Origin of the sequence: Dyella sp. 2RAB6, from assembly GCF_052115385.1 — a bacterium.
Taxonomy (GTDB): domain Bacteria; phylum Pseudomonadota; class Gammaproteobacteria; order Xanthomonadales; family Rhodanobacteraceae; genus Dyella_D.
This window is the reverse complement of record NZ_JBFRGP010000019.1, coordinates 45,116-63,148: the sequence shown is the minus strand read 5'-3', so window position 1 is coordinate 63,148 and position 18,033 is coordinate 45,116. Positions and strand designations below refer to the sequence as shown.

The following is an 18,033-nucleotide window of genomic DNA, read 5'->3' as shown; positions in this document are numbered from 1 at the left end:
TTGGCTGAGCTGGTCGACGAACGCGAGAACATCGACGCACAACGCCTGCCGATCATGCTGGAAGGCATCAGCGCGTTTATCGATATGGGCGCACGCTGCGCCACGCAGGCGCATGAGCGGATGCAGTGGCAGCAGATACAGGATGAAACGGCACAACCCCCACCGGCGTAGGTTGGGGTGAGCAAAGCGAACCCCAACGCTGCGATGCGTTTGGACGTGGCCATGTTGGGGTTCGCCTGCGGCTCACCCCAACCTACGCCTGCTATCCAGCGACACCCTCCGGACCCCCTCTCTCCGCTGGGGTGAGGGGACGGGCGGAGTGGTGAGCGTAGGGTCGATGCAACATAGATGCGGATGGTCGTTGTGCATCAACGCCCGCATCGTCATCCCGGCGTAGGCCGGGATCCAGTAGGGTCATGGTCAGATTGTCGCGACAAGCCCCCAGAGCACCGCCCTGGATGTCTTCGCCCACATATGGCGTTTCGCTACTGGGTCCCGGCCTACGCCGGGATGACGATTGGGGAGGCTTTTTTTTATGCCTTCTATACGCTCCACGTCGCCGCGCATACCGCTTCTTTATGCACCCCACCGCCACAATATCGGCATGAATTCCATCACCGCGCGGACGCCCCGCTCTTCGCTGAGCGGCCTGCTTCCCGCCCTGATTGCCTGCGCACTGGCCACCGCGGCGGCGGGTCTGTTGCTACGCGTGTTCGACCTCTCCAACGTGGTCGCGCTGTTCCTGTTCACCGTGGTGCTGGTGGCGTTGCACTGGGGCAAGCTCGCGGGGGCTGCGGCGGCGCTGGTCGGTGTGGTCAGTTTCGATTTTTTCTTCGTGCCGCCGGTTTACTCGTTTCATCTCTCCGACGTGCAGTACCTGTTTACCTTCGCGCTGACGGTTGCGGTGGCGCTGGTGACAGGGCGCAGTGCCGACCAGGCGCGCGAGGCGCGGTTGCGCGTGGAGGGTGAGCGCTTGCGGCATGCCTTGCTGGCGGCGGTGTCGCACGATCTGAAGACGCCGCTCACGGCTGTCCGCGGTCTGGCGGAGACCATGGAATCACCGGATAACGCGCATGCCGATGTGGCTCGCGCCATTCGCCAGCAGGCGGATGCCTTGCATCGGCAAGTCAGCAACCTGCTGGATATGGCGCGGATGCAGGAGCATGGCGTGCGTCTTCGGCTGGAGTGGCAGCCCTTCAGCGAAGTGGTCGAGAGCGCGCTGGCGGGGGCGGTGGGGTTAGGCCAGCGACAGGTGCGCATTGACCTGCAAGCTGGGTTGCCCTTGGTGGAACTCGATGCCTGCCTGTTCGAGCGCGTGCTGATCAACCTGCTCGACAACGCGGCCAAGTACACGCTGCCGAACGCCACGATCGACATCGGTGCTCGTGTGATCGGCAATGCGTTGTTGGTACACGTCCAGGATGACGGCCCCGGCCTGCCGCACGGCATCGCACCGGACACGCTGTTCCAACCCTTTACCCGCGGCGTGCGCGAATCCGCCATCGGCGGCACGGGCCTGGGCCTGGCCTTGTGCCGGCGCATCGTGGAAGCACATGGCGGCGAGATGCATGTGGGTTCGTGCCTGCCATCCGGGGCGCGCTTCGAGATGCGCCTGCCGCTGCGCTGCCCACCCTCGGTCGAAGCAGAGCGCAGCCCGTGAATCGGCCGCGCATCCTGCTGGTGGAAGACGAGGCCGATATCCGCCGCTTCGTGCGCCTGGCGCTGGAGCGCGAAGGGATGGCGGTGTTCGAGGCCGGCACTGTGTGGGATGCGCGCATCGCCGCCGCCACACGGCAGCCGCAGTTGGTGATTCTCGATCTCGGCTTGCCCGACGGCGATGGCAAGGACTTCATTCTCGACGTGCGCGGCTGGTCCAGCGCGCCGGTGCTGGTGTTGTCGGCTCGCGAGCAGGAGCAGGAGAAAGTGGCGGCGCTGGAGGCAGGCGCGGACGATTATCTGGCCAAGCCATTCGGCGTGCCGGAGTTGATCGCGCGCGTGCGTGCGCATCTGCGTCGGGCCAGCCTGTTGGGACGAGATGGTGCAGAGCCATCGACTATCCAGTTCGGTGAAGTGAGCGTCGATCTCGCCACCTATGAGGTGCAACGCGACGACGCGCCCGTGCATCTCACACCGATCGAATTCCGCCTGCTCGCGACGTTGATCCGCGGCCACGGCAAGGTGCTGACTTATCGCCAACTGCTGCTGGCCGTATGGGGACCGGGCTATGCCGACCGGCCTCACTACGTGCGCGTTTACATGAACAACCTGCGCCAGAAGCTGGAACAAGATCCCGCGCGTCCGCACCATCTCATCACCGAGTTGCAGGTGGGTTATCGGTTGGCGGGCATCCGGCGCGACGATGCGGTGCCCGCCATGCCGCCCTTAGAACGTCGCCTTGAGGCCCGCCACCATGCGTGAGCCGTAGATGTCGCCGGAGCCATGCGCGCTGGTGTCCCAGTAGCGCAGGTCCAGCGAGGTGTGGTTGTTGATGGCCCAGGTCAGGCCGAGGTTCCAGGTGTTGTAGGCGAAGCGGCTGGCGCTGCCGTCGTCATGCACGGTGGCGTGGGCGGTGGCTTGGCGGCCCCAGGCGGCGGAGGCGCTCCAGGTGGCGTTGAAGGTGTAGCCGATGTTTGCCTCGCCGTAGGTTGCGCGTCGTGAGATGCCAGGGAAGTTGGGTGAGTGGTATGCGGCGACGCCTAGCGTCACCGGCCCGAATGCGTGCGAGGCGCGCAGATAGGTTTCCGCGTAGGACTCGCGCAAGCCGCGTGGCTGGTTGCGATAGCCGTAGTAGATGTAGCCAAGGTCGAAGTTGATGCCGGCGAGGGTGGGGCGCCAACCGCCGTAGAGATCGACTTCCTGGCTGGTGCGGGTGTCGCCGGAGGGCGAGAAGTCGACGTTGGACGTCCATGCGCCGAGATAGAACTGACTGTCGTAAGCGACATCCACGCCAGCGAAGCCGGAGGGGCGTTCGTTGGTTTGGCTGATGCCGCGGAAGACGTAGTCGGATTGGGCGCCGGCGTTGAAAGTGGTGCGCCAACCGGTGGTGTCGGGGGCGGCGGTATCTTCCGCGCAGGCATGCGTGGCGACGCCGGCCAGCAGCAAGGCCAGCGCGAGGGAGGAAAGGTGGTTCATCGTGATCATCCGCAGGAAGCGGTGCGCGAGCAGGCTTGCGCACCTGGTGGAAACTGCTGCGGATGCTAGGAATGGCCGTCTAAAGACGGTGGTGGATTTTGGTGGCGGATATCAAGGCTGCATCAAGAACTATCACGCGCTTCCCGCTCTTGCTCCCTCTCCCCGCCGGGGAGAGGGCTGGGGTGAGGGGGCGGGCGGAGTGGTGAGCCGAGGGTCATTGCAAGCTCAAGCGCTTTTCTTCGCTTCGTTGACGCGGTGTCGCTAGAGCGGCCCCTCATCCGGCTGCCGCCACCTTCTCCCCGGAGGGGCGAAGGGGTTCCATCTATCGCTCTGTCAGCACCACCAGGCGATAACGTCTTCGATGATCGTCTCCAACGGAGCCGTCGCGCGCACCGACAACACGCGCGACTCATCGAGTGGCGGTTCCAGATCGCGAAACTGACTCTCGATCAACGCCGCCGGCATGAAGTGGCCAGTACGATGCGCCATCCGCTCCCTCGCCTCATCCGGCGTCAGCTCCAGGTACACAAAGCCCAACTCAGGCACGGCCGCACGCAGCATGTCGCGATACCGGCGCTTCAACGCCGAACAAGCCAGCACCACGGCTTCGCCATCGGCAACAGCCTTCGCCACCTCCTCGCCAAGCCGTGCCAACCACCCCGCACGATCCCCATCGTCCAACGGAATACCCGCACTCATCTTGCGGATATTGCTTTCCGGATGAAACGCGTCCCCTTCGATCATCCGCGCCCCGACGCGTTCGCACAGCGCAATGCCCACCGTGGACTTGCCGCAGCCCGCCACGCCCATCACTACTACTGCGGGCATCGGCATGACAGCCGTTACTTGAAGAACGTCGCGTTGAACATCACCCCAAGCACATGCATCGCCGCCTCATCCGTCAGTTCCTTCGGGATCGTCTCGTTGAAGAAACGCATCCCGTCGATCAGCGCCATGGTGCCGAAGGCTAGATCCCTGGGCGGAGCGGGCGGTTCCGTGCCCATCATCTTGTAGAACTGCTCGATGATCGAAGCGATGTCGTTGCACTTCTCCAGGCAGTAGGCATTGAACCGCGCGCGGAACTTGGCGTCGCGCAGCGCGAGCACGCGTGCTTCGGCCCACAGGATGAAGTTCTTCTCGTCGCGATAGACCTGCACGTAGTACTGCGAGATCTGCTCCTGCATGTCGGTGATGGACAGCGGGGCGTCGAGGATCTTCTGCAGGTCCTGCTGCACGCACTGGTGGTCCTGGCTGAGCAGGGCGATGAACAGGTCGGACTTGCTCTTGAAGTTGGAATAGAACGCGCCGCGGGTATAGCCGGCGTGGGCAACGATGTCCTCGACGCTGGCGGCGGCGAAGCCCTTCTTGGCGATGACGTGCGCGGCCGCCTCGAGCAGACGCTGGTTGGTCTGGTCTCGGCTTTCTTCGCGGGTCAGTCGTTTACGTGCCATGCGGCGATCGTAGCACGTAGGCCAAAAGTCACCATTTGGATGCTTACTTGAATTCAAATACAGTACTGTATTAGAGTCCGTTGGCGTATCAAGACGCCGGCCGCCCAGCGGCCCGGCGCCAGCACTCCCCATCCCCGTCTCACCAGGAGTTGGCTCGTGACCTTTCCACTATCCACGGCGGGCGCCCGCCGCTCCGCGACGTGGCTGGCTGGCGCCGCGGCGCTGGCCCTGCTCGCCGGCTGCGGCCACAAGGCTCCGGAAACCGAGGCCGCGCGGCCGGTGATCGCCTTGCCGGTACCGGCGGCCGATGGCGCGCAGACCTTGCGCTTCCCCGGCGAAATCCATGCCCGCTACGAGATGCCGCTGGCCTTCCGCGTGCCTGGCCAGTTGATCTCGCGCGAGGCGCGCCTGGGCGACACGGTGCTGAAGGGCCAGGTGCTGGCCCGGCTGGACGATGCCGACGCCGGCAAGAACGAAGCCGCTGCCCGCGCTGCGCTGGACGCCGCCGAACACCGGCTGAGCTTTGCCACGCAGCAGCGCGATCGCGATGAGGCGCAGTCCAGGCAGAACCTGATCAGCCAGCTGCAGCTCGACCAGACGCGCGATGCCTACGCTTCCGCGCTCGCCGCGCAGACCCAGGCCAAGCAGCAGTACGAACTGGCGCGCAACCAGAGCCGCTACAACACGCTGGTCGCCGACCGCGACGGCGCCATCACCAGCGAGCATGCCGAAGTGGGCCAGGTGCTGGCGGCGGGGCAGGCGGTGTTTGGCTTTGCCTGGTCGGGCGAACGCGACGTGTATGTGGACGTGCCGGAAGACCGCGTCGGCAAGCTCAAGCCGGGGCAGGCGGCGACGGTGAGTCTGCTGTCCGTGCAGGGCAAGCCGCTCACGGCACACGTGCGCGAAGTGGCGCCGGCAGCCGACCCGCAGACGCGCACCTATCGCGTAAAGCTCGGCCTCGACGCGCCCGATCCGCACGTGCGCTTAGGGATGACCGCTGACGTCGCGCTCGCCGGCGACGCTCCCACCGCAAAGGCCGTAAGGCTGCCGGCCACCGCGCTGTTCCACCAGGGCGAACACCCCGCCGTGTGGGTGGTGCGTCCAGCAGATGCCACGCTCGAACTGCGCCCGGTCACCGTGCTGCGCTACGGCGAACGCGACGTGCTGGTCGGCACCGGCCTGGAAGCCGGCGAACGCGTGGTGATGCAGGGCGTGCATGCGGTCAGCGCGGGCGAGAAGGTGGCGCCGATAGCGCCGCCGCACGCCGAGGACAGCCCGCTATGAGCTCGCCGTCCAATCCAGAGAGCGGCCACGAAGAAGGCCGCTTCAATCTCTCCGCGTGGGCGCTGCGCCATCAGTCCTTCGTGATCTTCCTGATGGTGATGATCACCGTCTTCGGCATGTTTTCGTATAGCCGCCTGTCGCAGTCGGAGGACCCGCCGTTCACCTTCAAGGTGATGGTGATCCAGAGCTACTGGCCCGGCGCCGACGCCAAGCAGGTGCAGGACCAGGTCACCGACCGCATCTCGCGCAAGCTGCAGGAAACGCCGTCGATCGATTTCCTGCGCAGCTACTCGCGCCCTGGCGAATCGCTGATCTTCTTCAATATCAAGGATTCCGCCCCGTCCACCAGCGTGCCCGAGACCTGGTACCAGGTGCGCAAGAAGGTGGGCGATATCCGCGCGCAGTTGCCGCCGGGCGTGCAGGGGCCGTTCTTCAATGACGAGTTCGGCGACGTCTACACCAATATCTATGCGCTGGAAGGCGACGGCTTTACGCCGGCGCAGTTGCATGATTACGCCGACCAGTTGCGCGCCGAGCTGTTGCGCGTGCCGGGCGTGGGCAAGGTCGATTTCCTCGGCGACCAGAACCAGCGCATCACCATCGAGATGCCGAACGCGCGGTTGTCCAAGCTCGGCATCAGCCCGCAGCAGATCGCCGAGGCGATCAACACGCAGAACGCGGTGGCTTCGGCTGGCGTGATGAGCACGGCGGACGATCGTGTTTATGTGCGCCCGAGCGGCCAGTTCAACGACGTGGCCGCGTTGGAGAACACTTTGTTGCGCGTCGGCGGGCAGACGTTCCGCCTCGGCGATATCGCCACCATTCGCCGTGGTTACGACGATCCGCCCAGCCAGCAGATGCGCTTCATGTCGCAGCAGGTGCTGGGTGTGGGTATCACCATGCAGCCGGGTGGCGATGTGATCCATCTGGGCGCCGCGCTGGACGAGGCGACCGCCAGGCTGCAGAAGCGTTTGCCCGCGGGCCTGAAACTGGTCGAAGTGACCAGCATGCCGCACGCGGTGGCGCATTCGGTGGACGACTTCCTGGATTCGGTCGCCGAAGCAGTGGCGATCGTGCTGCTGGTGAGCCTGCTCAGCCTGGGCCTGCGCACCGGCATGGTGGTGGTGATCTCGATTCCGTTCGTGCTGGCCGCCACCGCGCTGTGCATGGAGCTGATGGGCATCGGCCTGCACAAGGTCTCGCTTGGCACCCTGGTGCTGGCGTTGGGTTTGTTGGTGGACGACGCGATCATCGCGGTGGAAATGATGGCGGTGAAGCTGGAGCAGGGATGGAGCCGTGCGCGCGCGGCGGCCTTCGCCTATACCAGCACCGCATTTCCGATGCTGACCGGCACGCTGGTGACGGTGTCCGGCTTCCTGCCGATCGCACTGGCCAAGTCCGGTACCGGCGAGTACACGCGTTCGATCTTCGAGGTGTCGGCGATTGCGCTGCTGCTGTCGTGGTTGGCGGCGGTGATCGTGATTCCGCTGCTGGGCTATCACTTCCTGCCCGAGCATCACGCACGCGTGCAGCCGGGCAGCGAGTGGTGGGCCCGCTTCATGCCGGCGCGCTGGAACGAAGCGCGGCGGGCGAAGGCCAAGACGCGGCCCGAGCATGGCGGCGACATCGAGATCTACGACACCGCGTTCTACCAGCGCTTCCGCCGCATGCTCGATTACTGCCTGAAGCATCGCGTGCTGGTGCTGGTGGTGACGGTGGCGCTGTTCGTGGTGTCGATGGCGGGCTTCGGCCTGGTGCCGAAGCAGTTCTTCCCCAGCTCCGATCGGTCCGAACTGCTGGTCGATCTGCGCCTGCCGGAAGGTGCCTCGTTCGATGCCACGCTGGTCCAGGTCAAGCGCATGGAGAACGTGCTGAAGGACCGCAAGGAAGTGGCCAGCTATGTCAGCTTCGTGGGTAGCGGCGCGCCGCGCTTCTATCTGCCGCTGGACCAGCAGTTGCCGCAGCCGAACTTCGCGCAGTTCGTGGTGACCGCGAAAGACGTGGAGAACCGCGAGACCCTGGCGAAGGTGCTGGATGGTGTGCTGGCCCGCGACTTCAGCGCCGTGCGCACCCGCGTCAGCCGGCTGGAGAACGGGCCGCCGGTCGGTTTCCCGGTGCAGTTCCGCGTCAGTGGCGACGACATCGCCACCGTTCGCGGCATCGCCGAGAAAATCGCCGGCGTGATGCGCGCCGACCAGCGCACGCGCAACGTGCAGTTCGACTGGGACGAACCGGCCGAGCGCTCCGTGCGCTTCGACATCGACCAGGTCGCCGCGCGCCGGCTGGGCGTGAGCTCGCAGGATGTGGCGGACTTCCTCGCCATGTCGCTGTCGGGCACCACGGTCACGCAGTACCGCGAGCGCGACAAGCTGATCGCGGTGGACCTGCGCGCGCCGCAGAACGAGCGCGTGCACCCGGACCAGATCGAGCGCCTGGCATTGCCCACCCCAAGCGGCGCGGCGATTCCGCTGGCCCAGTTGGGCAAGGTTCATTACGGCCTGGAGTACGGCGTGATCTGGGCGCGCGACCGCCAACCTTCGATCAATGTGCAGTCCGATACGCGCAACGGTGCGCAAGGCCTGGACGTGACCAACGCGATCGACGCCAAGCTCGCCGAGCTGCGCAAGGGCCTGCCGGTGGGCTATCGCATCGAGGTGGGCGGTTCGGTGGAGCAGAACGCCAAGGCGCAGGGTTCGATCAACGACCAGATGCCGCTGATGGTGATCGCGGTGCTGACCTTGCTGATGATTCAGCTGCAGAGCGTCGGCCGCACCTTCATGGTGGTGCTCACCGCGCCGCTGGGCCTGATCGGCGTGATCGTGTCGCTGCTGCTGTTCGGCCAGCCGTTCGGCTTCGTCGCGACGCTGGGCACCATCGCCATGTTCGGCATCATCATGCGCAACTCGGTGATCCTGGTGGACCAGATCGAGCAGGACATCCGCGAAGGGCATCCGCGCCTGGAGGCCATCGTCGGTGCCACGGTGCGGCGCTTCCGGCCGATCACGCTGACGGCGGCCGCTGCGGTGCTGGCGCTGATTCCACTGCTGCGCAGCAACTTCTTCGGGCCGATGGCGACCGCGCTGATGGGTGGTATCACGGTGGCCACCATCCTGACCCTGTTCTACCTGCCGGCGCTGTATGCCGTGTGGTATCGCGTCAAACCGGATGAAGTGTCGAAGGAGGTGCGGCCATGATGCGCGTTCGTACGACACACGCCGCCGCATTGGGTGTGGTGTTCGCCTTGGCCGGGTGTTCGTTCGCGCCATCGGCGAAGCCGCCGAAGGCGCAGGACCCGGAACACTATGCGGTGGCACCGACACCGGCGGCCAGTGCGGAAGCCGGCGGAGTGGCGCAGCGTTTCAGTCTCGGCCAGCGCGCCGTGCCGGAGTGGTGGAAGGCTTATGGCTCGACCGGGCTCGATGCGTTGGTGGACGAAGGCCTGCAGCACAGCCCTTCGCTGGAAGCCGCGCGCCACACGCTGGAATCCGTGCGGCAGCAGTATCGCGCGGTGGTAGGCGATGCGCTGTGGCCGTCGCTCGATGCGGGCGGGCAGGTGACGCGCGAGCGTGCGCTGGGGCTGCCGAACGTGGGCAAGCCGACCAATATCTACAACGTGTATGCCGGGCAGTTGCAGCTGAGCTACGACTTCGATCTGTTCGGGGTGTCGCGCAATGAGGTGAAGCAGGCGGCGGCGCAGGTGGACGCGCAGTCCTATCAGTTCGATGCGGCGCGGCGCGCGCTGGCGGCCAATATCGTGATCTCCGCGGTGACGGCTTCGGCGTTGGCGGAGCAGGTCGAGGCGACGGAGCGCTTGGCGGCGTTAGCGCGCGAGCAGGTCGAGCTCACCGGCAAGGCCTATCGCTTGGGTGCGGCGGCGAACGAGGATCTGCTCGCGGCGCAGCGCAGTGCGGCGTCCATCGAAGGAAGCTTGCCGGGCCTGCGTGCGCAGGCCTTGCGTGAGCGCCATGCGCTGGCGGTGTTGCTGGGTCGCACGCCGGATCAGGCGCCGGAGGTGCTGTCGCTGGCGGAGTTGAAGTTGCCGGCGGATGTGCCGGTGTCGCTGCCGTCGGAACTCCTGCAGCAGCGGCCGGATGTATTGGCCGCGGAAGCGGCGGTGCGTGCGGCTTCGGCGGAAGTGGGCGTGGCGACCGGTAATTTGTTTCCGCACCTGTCGTTGTCGGCATCGCTGGGTTCGGCGGCGTTCGATCGTTCGAAACTGTTTACGGGTGCGAGCACGATCTGGGGCGCCACGGCATCACTGACGCAGCCGATTTTCCATGGCGGCGCGTTGTGGGCGCAGCGTAAGGCAGCCATAGCTTCCTACGATGCGTCGCTGGCGCAGTATCGGCAGACGGTGCTGGGCGCGTTCCAGAATGTGGCCGATACCTTGACGGCATTGGAGCAGGATGCGTTGGCCTTGCAGGCGGCGCAGAGTGGCGCCGGTTCGGCGAAGCAGTCGTTCGACGATGCGCGTAGCCGCTATAGCTTGGGTGCGGCTTCGTATCCGCTGACCTTGGCGGGCGAGCAGCGTTGGCAGAATGCGCGGGTGCAGGAGATTCAGGCAACGGCGCAGCGATTGGTGGATACGGCGGCGTTGTTTCAGGCGATGGGTGAGCCGGCAAAATAATGTGTAGGTTGGGGTGAGCACAGCGAACCCCAACAGGCATCGTCATGTGGCAAGCATGTTGGGGTTCGCTGTGCTCACCCCAACCTACGCCGAATTTCTTTTCGGCCCTGTCCGGCCATCGGTTGCTTGAACTTTTACAGCATCTATATGCCTAACCACCCGCGCCGCATCGCTTCTTTACGAGCATGCGGCGCATCATTCTCGCTTCGATGCCGGGAAGGCTTGCGACCGGAGGCCACGGGTCGGGTACGCGGGCAGCGCCCTGTACCTGCGGCTCCGGCCGCAAACCTTCCCGGCATCAAAAAGAAACCCGCCTTGCGACGGGTTTCTTTTTACGTGGAGACTTGGAACTTCAGGGCTTGCCGCCGGCGCGAATCAACTCCATCACCTCATAGCAAGCGCCCATCGTGTGGTAATCCACCTTGCCGGCCGGGCTCTTCTCGTCGTCGTACTTGCGATTATCGCGAGTAAGAATGCGAAACCACGCGCCATACTTGTGATCGACAAAATGCTCCCAAGAGTACGCCCACAGCTTCTGATACCACTCGTCGTACTTCGCTTCGCCGGTACGCGCATGCAATAGCGCAGCGGTAGCCAGCGACTCGGCCTGCACCCAGAAATACTTGTCGTCGTCGCACACCGTGCCATCCGGTGCGAAGCCGTAGGCAATGCCGCCGTATTCCTTGTCCCAGGCGCGATCGAGCGCGGTGTCGAACAAGTGCTGCGCCGTCGGTACCAGCCACTTCTCCTCGCGGTTGCGCTCCAGCAGCAGCGGTTCGAGGATCAGCAGCAGCTTGGCCCATTCGGTCTGGTGGCCGGGCTGGAAACCCCAGGGGCGGAACAGATGCTTGGGATTGTCGAGGTTGTACTTCCAGTCGATATTCCAGTCGACGTCGTAGTGCTCCCACACCAGGCCCTCGGCCTTGGCGGCCTGGCGGCGGGTCATGTTGTCGGCAAGCGTCAGCGCGCGTTCCAGATAGCGCGGCTCGTCGCTGGCCTGGTACGCGGCGAGCATCGCCTCGCACATATGCATATTGGCGTTCTGGCCGCGGTAGCCGCTGAAGTTCCAGTGCTCGTCGGCTTCGTCGCGGTACAGGCCGAAGTCGGCATCCCAGTAGCGCTTTTCCAGCAGCTCCCAGGTTTCGTCCATCCACGGGCGCACTTCGGTGAGGCCGGCCTTCAATGCAGTGGAGTAGGCCAGCAGCACGAAGGCTACGCCGTAGGCGTGGTAGGTGCGGTCTTCCGGCTTGCCGTCGCGGATGGTCCAGGCGTAGCCGCCGCTGGCGGCGTCACGATGGACTTCGCGCAGATAGCGCAGGCCGTGGCGTGCGGCATCGAGGTATTCGGCGCGCCGGTCGTCGAATTCGCGCGCGGCCATCGCGTAGCTGAAGATGAAGCGCGTGCTGCTCACCAGGTGGCGGTGGCTGCGGTCGTAGATGGTGCCGTCGTCTTTGTAGTAATGGAAAAAGCCGCCGGCCGGGTCGATCGCGTGCGGATGATAGAAGGCCATAGTGTGCGCGATGTGCGCGCGCAGGAAAGCTTCGCTACGGAAATCGGGGGAATTCATGCGTGGGTGTCCATAAAGGCGAGCACCTCGGCTTCGTCCGGCATGGCGGCGAACGAACCCAGGCGGGTCACGGTGAGCGCGCCGCAGGCGGCGGCGAAGCGCAGCATGGCGTGCAGGCGCGGCAGTTCGGCGACGAGATGGTCAAGCTGGTCAGGGCCTTTCTCCACCGTGGCCAGGCGATGCAGCAGGCCGCCGACGAAGGCGTCGCCGGCAGCGGTGCTGTCCACCGTGGGCACGGCGTAGACCGGCATCTCGCCGGCGGCGTCCGGATGGAACCAGCGCAGCGTGCGCGAACCGTCGGTCACCACCAGCAGGCGCGCGCGGCCGGTCCACAGGCGCTCCAGCGTGGTGTCCTCGCTGGCGTCGCCGGCCAGCCAATGGAATTCCTCGGCACTCAGCTTGACCACGTCGGCCAGGTGCAGCGCGGGCCACAGCTCGTCGTGCGAGGCACTCTGGTTCGGCCACAGCGCGGGACGCAGGTTGAGATCGAAGCTGACCCAGGCGCCGGCGGCGTGTGCGCGGCGCATGCCTTCGCGGGTGGCTTCGGCCAGCGCGGGCTCGGTCATGCTGTTGGAGCAGACGTGGAACACGGCGGCGGCACGGAAGCTTTCCTCGCGGAAATGCGCGGGGCGGAACAGCAGGTCGGCCGAAGGCGGGCGATAGAAGCTGAAGCTGCGTTCGCCGTGGCTGTCCAGCGCGACGAAGGCCAGTGCGGTGTTTGCCTCGCCGGTGCGCGCGACGCCGGAGGTGTCGACGCCGGCGCGGTGCAGGCTGTCCAGCAGGAAGTCGCCGAACATGTCCTGGCCGAGCATGCCGGCGAACGCGGCCGGCCCGCCCAGCCGCGCGACGGCGACGGCGACATTGGCTGGCGCGCCGCCGGCGAAGGGAATAAAGCTGCGCGGGAAGCCCTGCGCGTCACGCCCCTCGGCGTGGAAGTCGATCAGCGCTTCACCGAAGCACAGGATATTGCGTGGCATCGAAAGGGGATCTCAGTGAGTGGCGGCGACTGGCGTGTCGCTCTTGATGCGTGAGCCGTAAAGGCCGTAGAAAACGATGTAGGCGTAGCACAGCAGCGGCAGGAAGAAGGCGTGCTGCACCCCGATGTGGTCGGCGAACAAGCCCTGCACGTAAGGCACGATGGCGCCGCCGACGATGGCCATGATCAGCAGGCTGGAGGCCTTGCCGGTCAACGGGCCCATGCGTTCGATGCCGAGCGAGAAGATGGTCGGGAACATGATCGAGTTGAACAGGCCGATCGACACCACGCTGTACATCGCGACCGGGCCCTTGGTCGACATGGTGGTCAGCACCAGCGCCATGTTGACCGCGGCGAAGATCGCCAACAGCTTGCGCGGCGACAGCTTGGCCAGCAGCACCGAACCGATGAAGCGGCCGATCATCGCGCCGAGCCAGTAGTAAGCCACCCAGTTCGCGGCGGCCTGCTCGGTCATGTTGCCGATGTCGGGCATCGACAGGTAGTTGACCAGGAAGCTGCCGATCGCCACTTCGCCGCCGACGTAGAAGAAGATCGCCAGCACGCCGAACAGCACGTGCGGGTGGCGCAGCGCGTCGCCCAGGGTGTGGTGCCCGGTGTCGGCCTGCTCGGTGCTTTCTTTCAGCGTCGGCAGGCGGAACAGGTAGACGAAGATCGCCAGCAGGAACAGCACCACGGCCAGGCCCAGATACGGGCCCTGCACGGTCTGCGCTTCCTGCGCGCGGTAGGCGAGCTGTTCGGCGGGCGACAGCTTGGCGATCTGCTCGGCTCCCAGCACCGCGGCCGACAGGATCAGCAGGCCGCCGAACTTCGGCGCCAGGAAGGTGCCGAGCGAATTGAGCGCCTGCGCCAGGGTGAGGCGGCTGGAGCTGGTCTTCTCAGGGCCGAGCAGCGCGACGTACGCATTGGCCGCCACCTGCAGCACGGTGATGCCGGTCGCCAGCACGAACAGCGCGCCGAGGAACGCCGCGTACAAATGCATCGCTGCGGCAGGCCAGAAACCCACGGCGCCGACACCGGCGATGGCCAGTCCCGCCACGATGCCTTTCTTGTAGCCCAGATGCGCGACCAGCCGGCCCGCCGGCAACGACATCAGGAAATACGCACCGAAAAAAGTGAACTGCACCAGCATCGCCTCGGCGTAGTTCAGCTGGAACACCGCCTTCAGATGCGGAATCAGAATGTCGTTGAGGCAGGTGAGAAAGCCCCACATGAAGAAGATGCTGGTGAGCACCCCCATCGCCATCGGGTAATCGGTGTAGCGCTCCTTGGCCGCCCCGGGGAGCGAGGTGTTCGACGGGGCGGGTGGTGAGGCGAAAGCCATGGGTGGTTTCCTTGAGCTAGGAATCAAGTCGTGCGCGGGGAACCGCTGCTTTCGCGGATGACCAGCGTTACCTGCGCGACCGTGGTGGTGGCGTCGGCCTGCGGTTTGCGCAGGCGGGCGAGCAGCAGTTGCGCGGCCTGGCGGCCACGCGCGCGCGGATCGGTGGCGAGCGTGGTGAGCGGCGGCATGCTGAAGGCCGCCTCGGCCACGTCGTCGAAGCCGGTCAGCGCGAAGTCGCGGCCCGGCTGGATGCCGCGCTGGTTGAGACCAAGCATCAGGCCCAGTGCGACCGCGTCGTTGTAGCAAACGGCTGCGGTCGGCGCGGGCTTGGCAGCGAACAGGTCGGCGCAGGCGCGCGCGGCGTCCATGCGGGTCGGCAGCGTTTCCACGCGCCAGCGCGGCGCGATCGGCAGGCTGGCGGCGTTCATCGCTTCGACGTAGCCGGCGTGGCGCTGGCGGCACGAGCTGGAGTCGCCATGGCCGCCGAAGAACGCGATGCGCTTGTGGCCCTGCGCGATCAGATGCTCGGTGGCGAGCTTGGCGCCGTGCTGGTTGTCCAGCATCAGGCGGTCCCAGTGCGCGTATTCGGGCAGGTTGCCGCCGAGTTCGCGGTTGAACAGCAGCACCGGCGTCTGTGCGCCTACCGCGGCCAGCACGCGCTCGGCAGCGCTGCCTTCCGCAGGCGACAGAATGATTCCACCCGGGCCATGTTCGATCAGCGAACTGAGCACCGCCTGCTCGCGCTCCACCGATTCGCCGGTGCTGCCGAGCAAGGTGACGAAGCCGGCCTGGCCTAGCGTTTCATCCACGCCCGCCGCGAATTCGGCGAAGAACGGATTGCCGAGTTCGTTGAGCACCAGCGCGATGCTTGATGAGGTGCGGCGGCGCAGATTGGCGGCTGCGCGGTTGTAGACGTAGCCCTGCTTGCGCAGTTCTTCCTCTACGCGGGCGCGGGTGTGTTTGTTCACCAGCGGGCTGCCGCGCAGCACCAGCGACACGGTGGCCCGCGACACGCCGCAGCCGGCGGCAATGTCGTTCAGGGTGATCTTGCGACGGATCGAGGTCGAGCTTTCCATGGTTCTCGCAGCCATTAGAACGATCCAAAAGTAGTCGATTCGCTAAGGATAGTGATCTCGCACTGCAGCATGCACCGGCCACAGGTGGGGTGTTAGCTTCCCGAATTTGGAACGATCCAAACCGCAGGGCGGGGCAATCGACCCAGAAGCAGCCCCTCCGGTCGACCGGATCGCGACCGCAAGACACCGTCCAGGGGAGATGCCGATGGTCAAGTTTCCGTTTAAACCGGCTTTCGGATTGGCGCTGGCGCTGGCTGCCGCCGCCGGCCATGCCGCCGCTGCCGGCCACGCCGCGGAGGTCGATCCGCGCATCGGCACCGGTGGCGACGGCCACACCTTCCCGGGTGCCACGGTGCCGTTCGGCATGATCCAGCTCTCGCCGGACACGGCCATGCCGGATTTCAAGCACGCCTATAAGTGGGCCGCCGGCTACCAGTACGCGGACAGCAGCCTGCTCGGCTTCTCGCATACGCATTTCTCCGGCTCCGGCCATTCGGACCTGGGCGACGTGCTGGTGATGCCGATCGCGGGCGAGGCCAGGCTGGAGCCCGGCGACCCAGCCCAGCCCGGCAGCGGCTACCGCTCGCGCTTCAGCCACGACAGCGAGAAGGTGGAAGCCGGCTATTACGCCGTCACCCTCAGCGACTACCAGGTGCGTGCCGAACTCACCGCCGGCCGCCGCGTCGGCTGGCACCGCTACAGCTTCCCGGCCGGGCAGGCGGCGCATGTGCTGCTGGACCTGCGCCCGAGCATCTACGACTACCCGGGCAAGGTGCTGTGGTCGTCCTTGCGCGTGCATCCGGACGGCGCCGTCACCGGCTGCCGCCAGACCCGCGGCTGGGCGCCGGGGCGCGAGCTGTGCTTCGCCATGCGCTTCTCGCAGCCGCTGGCCGCGCGCCATCTGTACGACCGCGAGACCGACGTCGCCTACAAGGGCTTCAAGGGCCCGGGCCACCAGCCGGAGGACCAGGACGCGCAGCAGGGCCGCGCCATCGTCGGCGTGTTCGACTTCGGCCAGCTCAAGCAGCCGCTGCAGGTGAAGGTGTCCATCTCGCCGGTGAGCGAGGCCAATGCACTCGCCAACCTCGACACCGACGGCAAGGGCTGGGACTTCGATGCCCGCCGCGCCGAGGCGCGCACCGCCTGGAACCAGGTGCTGGGCGTGGTCGACGTCGACGCGCCCCAGGAGCAGCGCACCAGCTTCTACACCTCGCTGTACCACGCCATGCTCTCGCCCACGCTGAGCATGGACGTCAATGGCGATTACCGCGGCCCGGACAACGCGGTGCACCGCGCGCAGGGCTTCGAGTTCCATTCCACCTGGTCGCTGTGGGACGTGTACCGCGCGCAGCAGCCGCTGATGGTGCTGTTGCAGCCGCAGCGCAGCGTGGATTTCGTGCGCTCGCTGATCGCCGCGCGCGAGGCCAGCCCGTTCGGCATCCTGCCGGTGTGGGCGTACCAGGGCCTGGAGACGTGGTGCATGATCGGCTACCACGCGGTGCCGGTGATCGCCGACGCCTACGTGAAGGGCATCCGCGGCTTCGACGCCAAGGCTGGCCTGGACGCTATGGTGGCCAGCGCCACCTATGCGCCGTACGGCGGCCTGGGCGAATACATGCAGCGCGGCTACGTGCCGATCGACAAGGAACCGGAAGGCGCCTCCAAGACCCTGGAATACGCCTTCGACGACTGGACCATCGCGCAGATGGCCAAGGCCATGGGCCGCACCGACGTCGCCGCGACCTTCGCCAAGCGCGCCGGCAACTGGCGCAACGCCTACGACGCCAAGACCGGCTTCATGCGCGCGCGCAAGACCGACGGCAAGTTCCGCGAGCCGTTCAATCCCGACGTCGCCGGCTACGGCAGCGACTACACCGAGGGCAATGCCTGGCAGTACTCCTGGTATGTGCCGCAGGACGTGGCCGGGCTGATCAGCGCGATGGGCGGCGACCAGGCCTTCGTGCAGAAGCTCGACAGCGTGTTCGACGCCAAGGTCGATGCCAAGCAGTTCGCCCACGTGGAAGACATCACCGGCCTGATCGGCTGGTACGCCCACGGCAACGAGCCCAGCCACCACCTGGCGTATCTGTACGACTACGCCGGCGCACCCTGGCAGACCCAGCAGCGCCTGAAGCAGATCATGGACAGCCAGTACGCGCCGCGCCCGGACGGCCTGGCCGGCAACGACGACCTGGGCCAGATGTCGGCCTGGTACGTGTTCACCGCGCTGGGGTTCTACCCGGTCGCGCCGGGCAGCGACGAGTACGCCATCGGCCGCCCGTTCGTGCGCAAGGCCACGCTGCACCTGCAGGGCGGCAAGACCTTCACAGTCTCGGCCGAACCGCTGGACGACGCCCACCCCTACGTCGGCGAGGTGACCCTCAACGGCAAGCCGCTGGACCGGGTGTTCCTGCGCCACGGCGAGATCCTGGCCGGCGGCGAGCTGCACTTCCGCATGCAGGCGCAGCCGGACCGCCACTGGGGCCAGGCGGCCGCGGCGCGACCGGCGGCGATGAGCGCGTACGCGCATTGACAGCGCTGGCATGAAAACCCCTCTCCCGCAGGGAGAGGGGCTCGT

The 18,033-nt window shown here is 66.2% G+C and carries 13 protein-coding genes; 6 read left to right on the top strand and 7 right to left on the bottom strand.

Going from position 1 to position 18,033, the window contains the following annotated elements; all coding sequences use genetic code 11:
* The first annotated feature begins 517 nt into the window (after positions 1–517).
* Both AB4083_RS19500 and AB4083_RS19495 read left to right on the top strand, forming a co-directional pair.
* Positions 518–1,660, top strand: a complete 1,143-nt coding sequence (locus AB4083_RS19500) for an ATP-binding protein (RefSeq protein WP_441610164.1) — start codon at positions 518–520, stop codon at positions 1,658–1,660.
* A complete protein-coding gene (locus AB4083_RS19495) occupies positions 1,657–2,418 on the top strand; it encodes a response regulator (RefSeq protein ID WP_441610162.1) in 762 nt (253 codons plus the stop codon). The genes AB4083_RS19500 and AB4083_RS19495 overlap by 4 nt, the downstream gene beginning before the upstream one ends.
* Here the strand turns inward: AB4083_RS19495 and AB4083_RS19490 are convergent.
* The 3 genes from AB4083_RS19490 to AB4083_RS19480 form a co-directional block, all read right to left on the bottom strand.
* A complete protein-coding gene (locus AB4083_RS19490) occupies positions 2,383–3,132 on the bottom strand; it encodes a TorF family putative porin (protein ID WP_441610160.1) in 750 nt (249 codons plus the stop codon). The genes AB4083_RS19495 and AB4083_RS19490 overlap by 36 nt on opposite strands.
* A 333-nt stretch (positions 3,133–3,465) precedes the next feature.
* Positions 3,466–3,966: a gluconokinase gene (locus AB4083_RS19485; protein WP_441610158.1), complete on the bottom strand. Its 501-nt coding sequence runs from the start codon at positions 3,964–3,966 to the stop codon at positions 3,466–3,468.
* Between the two features lie 8 nt (positions 3,967–3,974).
* The gene (locus tag AB4083_RS19480) at positions 3,975–4,583 is read right to left on the bottom strand and encodes a TetR/AcrR family transcriptional regulator (RefSeq protein WP_441610156.1); all 609 of its coding nucleotides are present in this window, start codon (positions 4,581–4,583) and stop codon (positions 3,975–3,977) included.
* A gap of 156 nt (positions 4,584–4,739) precedes the next feature.
* Between AB4083_RS19480 and AB4083_RS19475 the strand changes: the two genes are divergently transcribed.
* Genes AB4083_RS19475 through AB4083_RS19465 form a run of 3 tightly spaced genes read left to right on the top strand, consistent with a single transcriptional unit; the run spans position 4,740 to position 10,494 of the window.
* Positions 4,740–5,867, top strand: a complete 1,128-nt coding sequence (locus tag AB4083_RS19475; protein WP_441610154.1) for an efflux RND transporter periplasmic adaptor subunit — start codon at positions 4,740–4,742, stop codon at positions 5,865–5,867.
* On the top strand, positions 5,864–9,061 hold the full coding sequence (locus tag AB4083_RS19470; RefSeq protein WP_441610152.1) for an efflux RND transporter permease subunit: 3,198 nt from the start codon (positions 5,864–5,866) through the stop codon (positions 9,059–9,061). Before AB4083_RS19475 ends, AB4083_RS19470 begins: the two co-directional genes overlap by 4 nt.
* Complete coding sequence (locus AB4083_RS19465) at positions 9,058–10,494, top strand: efflux transporter outer membrane subunit (RefSeq protein ID WP_441610150.1); 1,437 nt, start codon at positions 9,058–9,060, stop codon at positions 10,492–10,494. Before AB4083_RS19470 ends, AB4083_RS19465 begins: the two co-directional genes overlap by 4 nt.
* 352 nt (positions 10,495–10,846) lie before the next feature.
* Here AB4083_RS19465 and AB4083_RS19460 read toward each other — a convergent pair whose 3' ends face one another.
* The 4 genes from AB4083_RS19460 to AB4083_RS19445 form a co-directional block, all read right to left on the bottom strand.
* Positions 10,847–12,061, bottom strand: a complete 1,215-nt coding sequence (locus AB4083_RS19460; protein WP_441610148.1) for an AGE family epimerase/isomerase — start codon at positions 12,059–12,061, stop codon at positions 10,847–10,849.
* Positions 12,058–13,038, bottom strand: a complete 981-nt coding sequence (locus tag AB4083_RS19455) for a carbohydrate kinase family protein (RefSeq protein ID WP_441610147.1) — start codon at positions 13,036–13,038, stop codon at positions 12,058–12,060. Before AB4083_RS19455 ends, AB4083_RS19460 begins: the two co-directional genes overlap by 4 nt.
* Before the next feature lie 12 nt (positions 13,039–13,050).
* Positions 13,051–14,301, bottom strand: coding sequence for an L-fucose:H+ symporter permease (fucP, locus tag AB4083_RS19450; RefSeq protein WP_441610166.1), 1,251 nt, complete (start codon positions 14,299–14,301; stop codon positions 13,051–13,053).
* Between the two features lie 101 nt (positions 14,302–14,402).
* Positions 14,403–15,470 (bottom strand): LacI family DNA-binding transcriptional regulator, encoded by a 1,068-nt coding sequence (locus AB4083_RS19445; RefSeq protein WP_441610145.1) that lies wholly within the window; start codon positions 15,468–15,470, stop codon positions 14,403–14,405.
* A 190-nt stretch (positions 15,471–15,660) separates the two neighbouring features.
* On the opposite strand from AB4083_RS19445, the gene AB4083_RS19440 reads away from it, so the two are divergent.
* Positions 15,661–17,988 (top strand): GH92 family glycosyl hydrolase, encoded by a 2,328-nt coding sequence (locus AB4083_RS19440; RefSeq protein WP_441610143.1) that lies wholly within the window; start codon positions 15,661–15,663, stop codon positions 17,986–17,988.
* Positions 17,989–18,033: the final 45 nt, after the last annotated feature.

What these genes read in the sequence shown, in the direction of transcription:
- AB4083_RS19440 (WP_441610143.1), top strand. Translation starts at nt 15,661, where the DNA reads ATGGTCAAGTTTCCGTTTAAACCGGCTTTCGGATTGGCGCTGGCGCTG.
- AB4083_RS19480 (WP_441610156.1), bottom strand. Translation starts at nt 4,583, where the DNA reads ATGGCACGTAAACGACTGACCCGCGAAGAAAGCCGAGACCAGACCAAC.
- AB4083_RS19465 (WP_441610150.1), top strand. Translation starts at nt 9,058, where the DNA reads ATGATGCGCGTTCGTACGACACACGCCGCCGCATTGGGTGTGGTGTTC.
- AB4083_RS19445 (WP_441610145.1), bottom strand. Translation starts at nt 15,470, where the DNA reads ATGGCTGCGAGAACCATGGAAAGCTCGACCTCGATCCGTCGCAAGATC.
- AB4083_RS19460 (WP_441610148.1), bottom strand. Translation starts at nt 12,061, where the DNA reads ATGAATTCCCCCGATTTCCGTAGCGAAGCTTTCCTGCGCGCGCACATC.
- AB4083_RS19455 (WP_441610147.1), bottom strand. Translation starts at nt 13,038, where the DNA reads ATGCCACGCAATATCCTGTGCTTCGGTGAAGCGCTGATCGACTTCCAC.
- fucP (WP_441610166.1), bottom strand. Translation starts at nt 14,301, where the DNA reads ATGGCGATGGGGGTGCTCACCAGCATCTTCTTCATGTGGGGCTTTCTC.
- AB4083_RS19485 (WP_441610158.1), bottom strand. Translation starts at nt 3,966, where the DNA reads ATGCCGATGCCCGCAGTAGTAGTGATGGGCGTGGCGGGCTGCGGCAAG.
- AB4083_RS19490 (WP_441610160.1), bottom strand. Translation starts at nt 3,132, where the DNA reads ATGAACCACCTTTCCTCCCTCGCGCTGGCCTTGCTGCTGGCCGGCGTC.
- AB4083_RS19470 (WP_441610152.1), top strand. Translation starts at nt 5,864, where the DNA reads ATGAGCTCGCCGTCCAATCCAGAGAGCGGCCACGAAGAAGGCCGCTTC.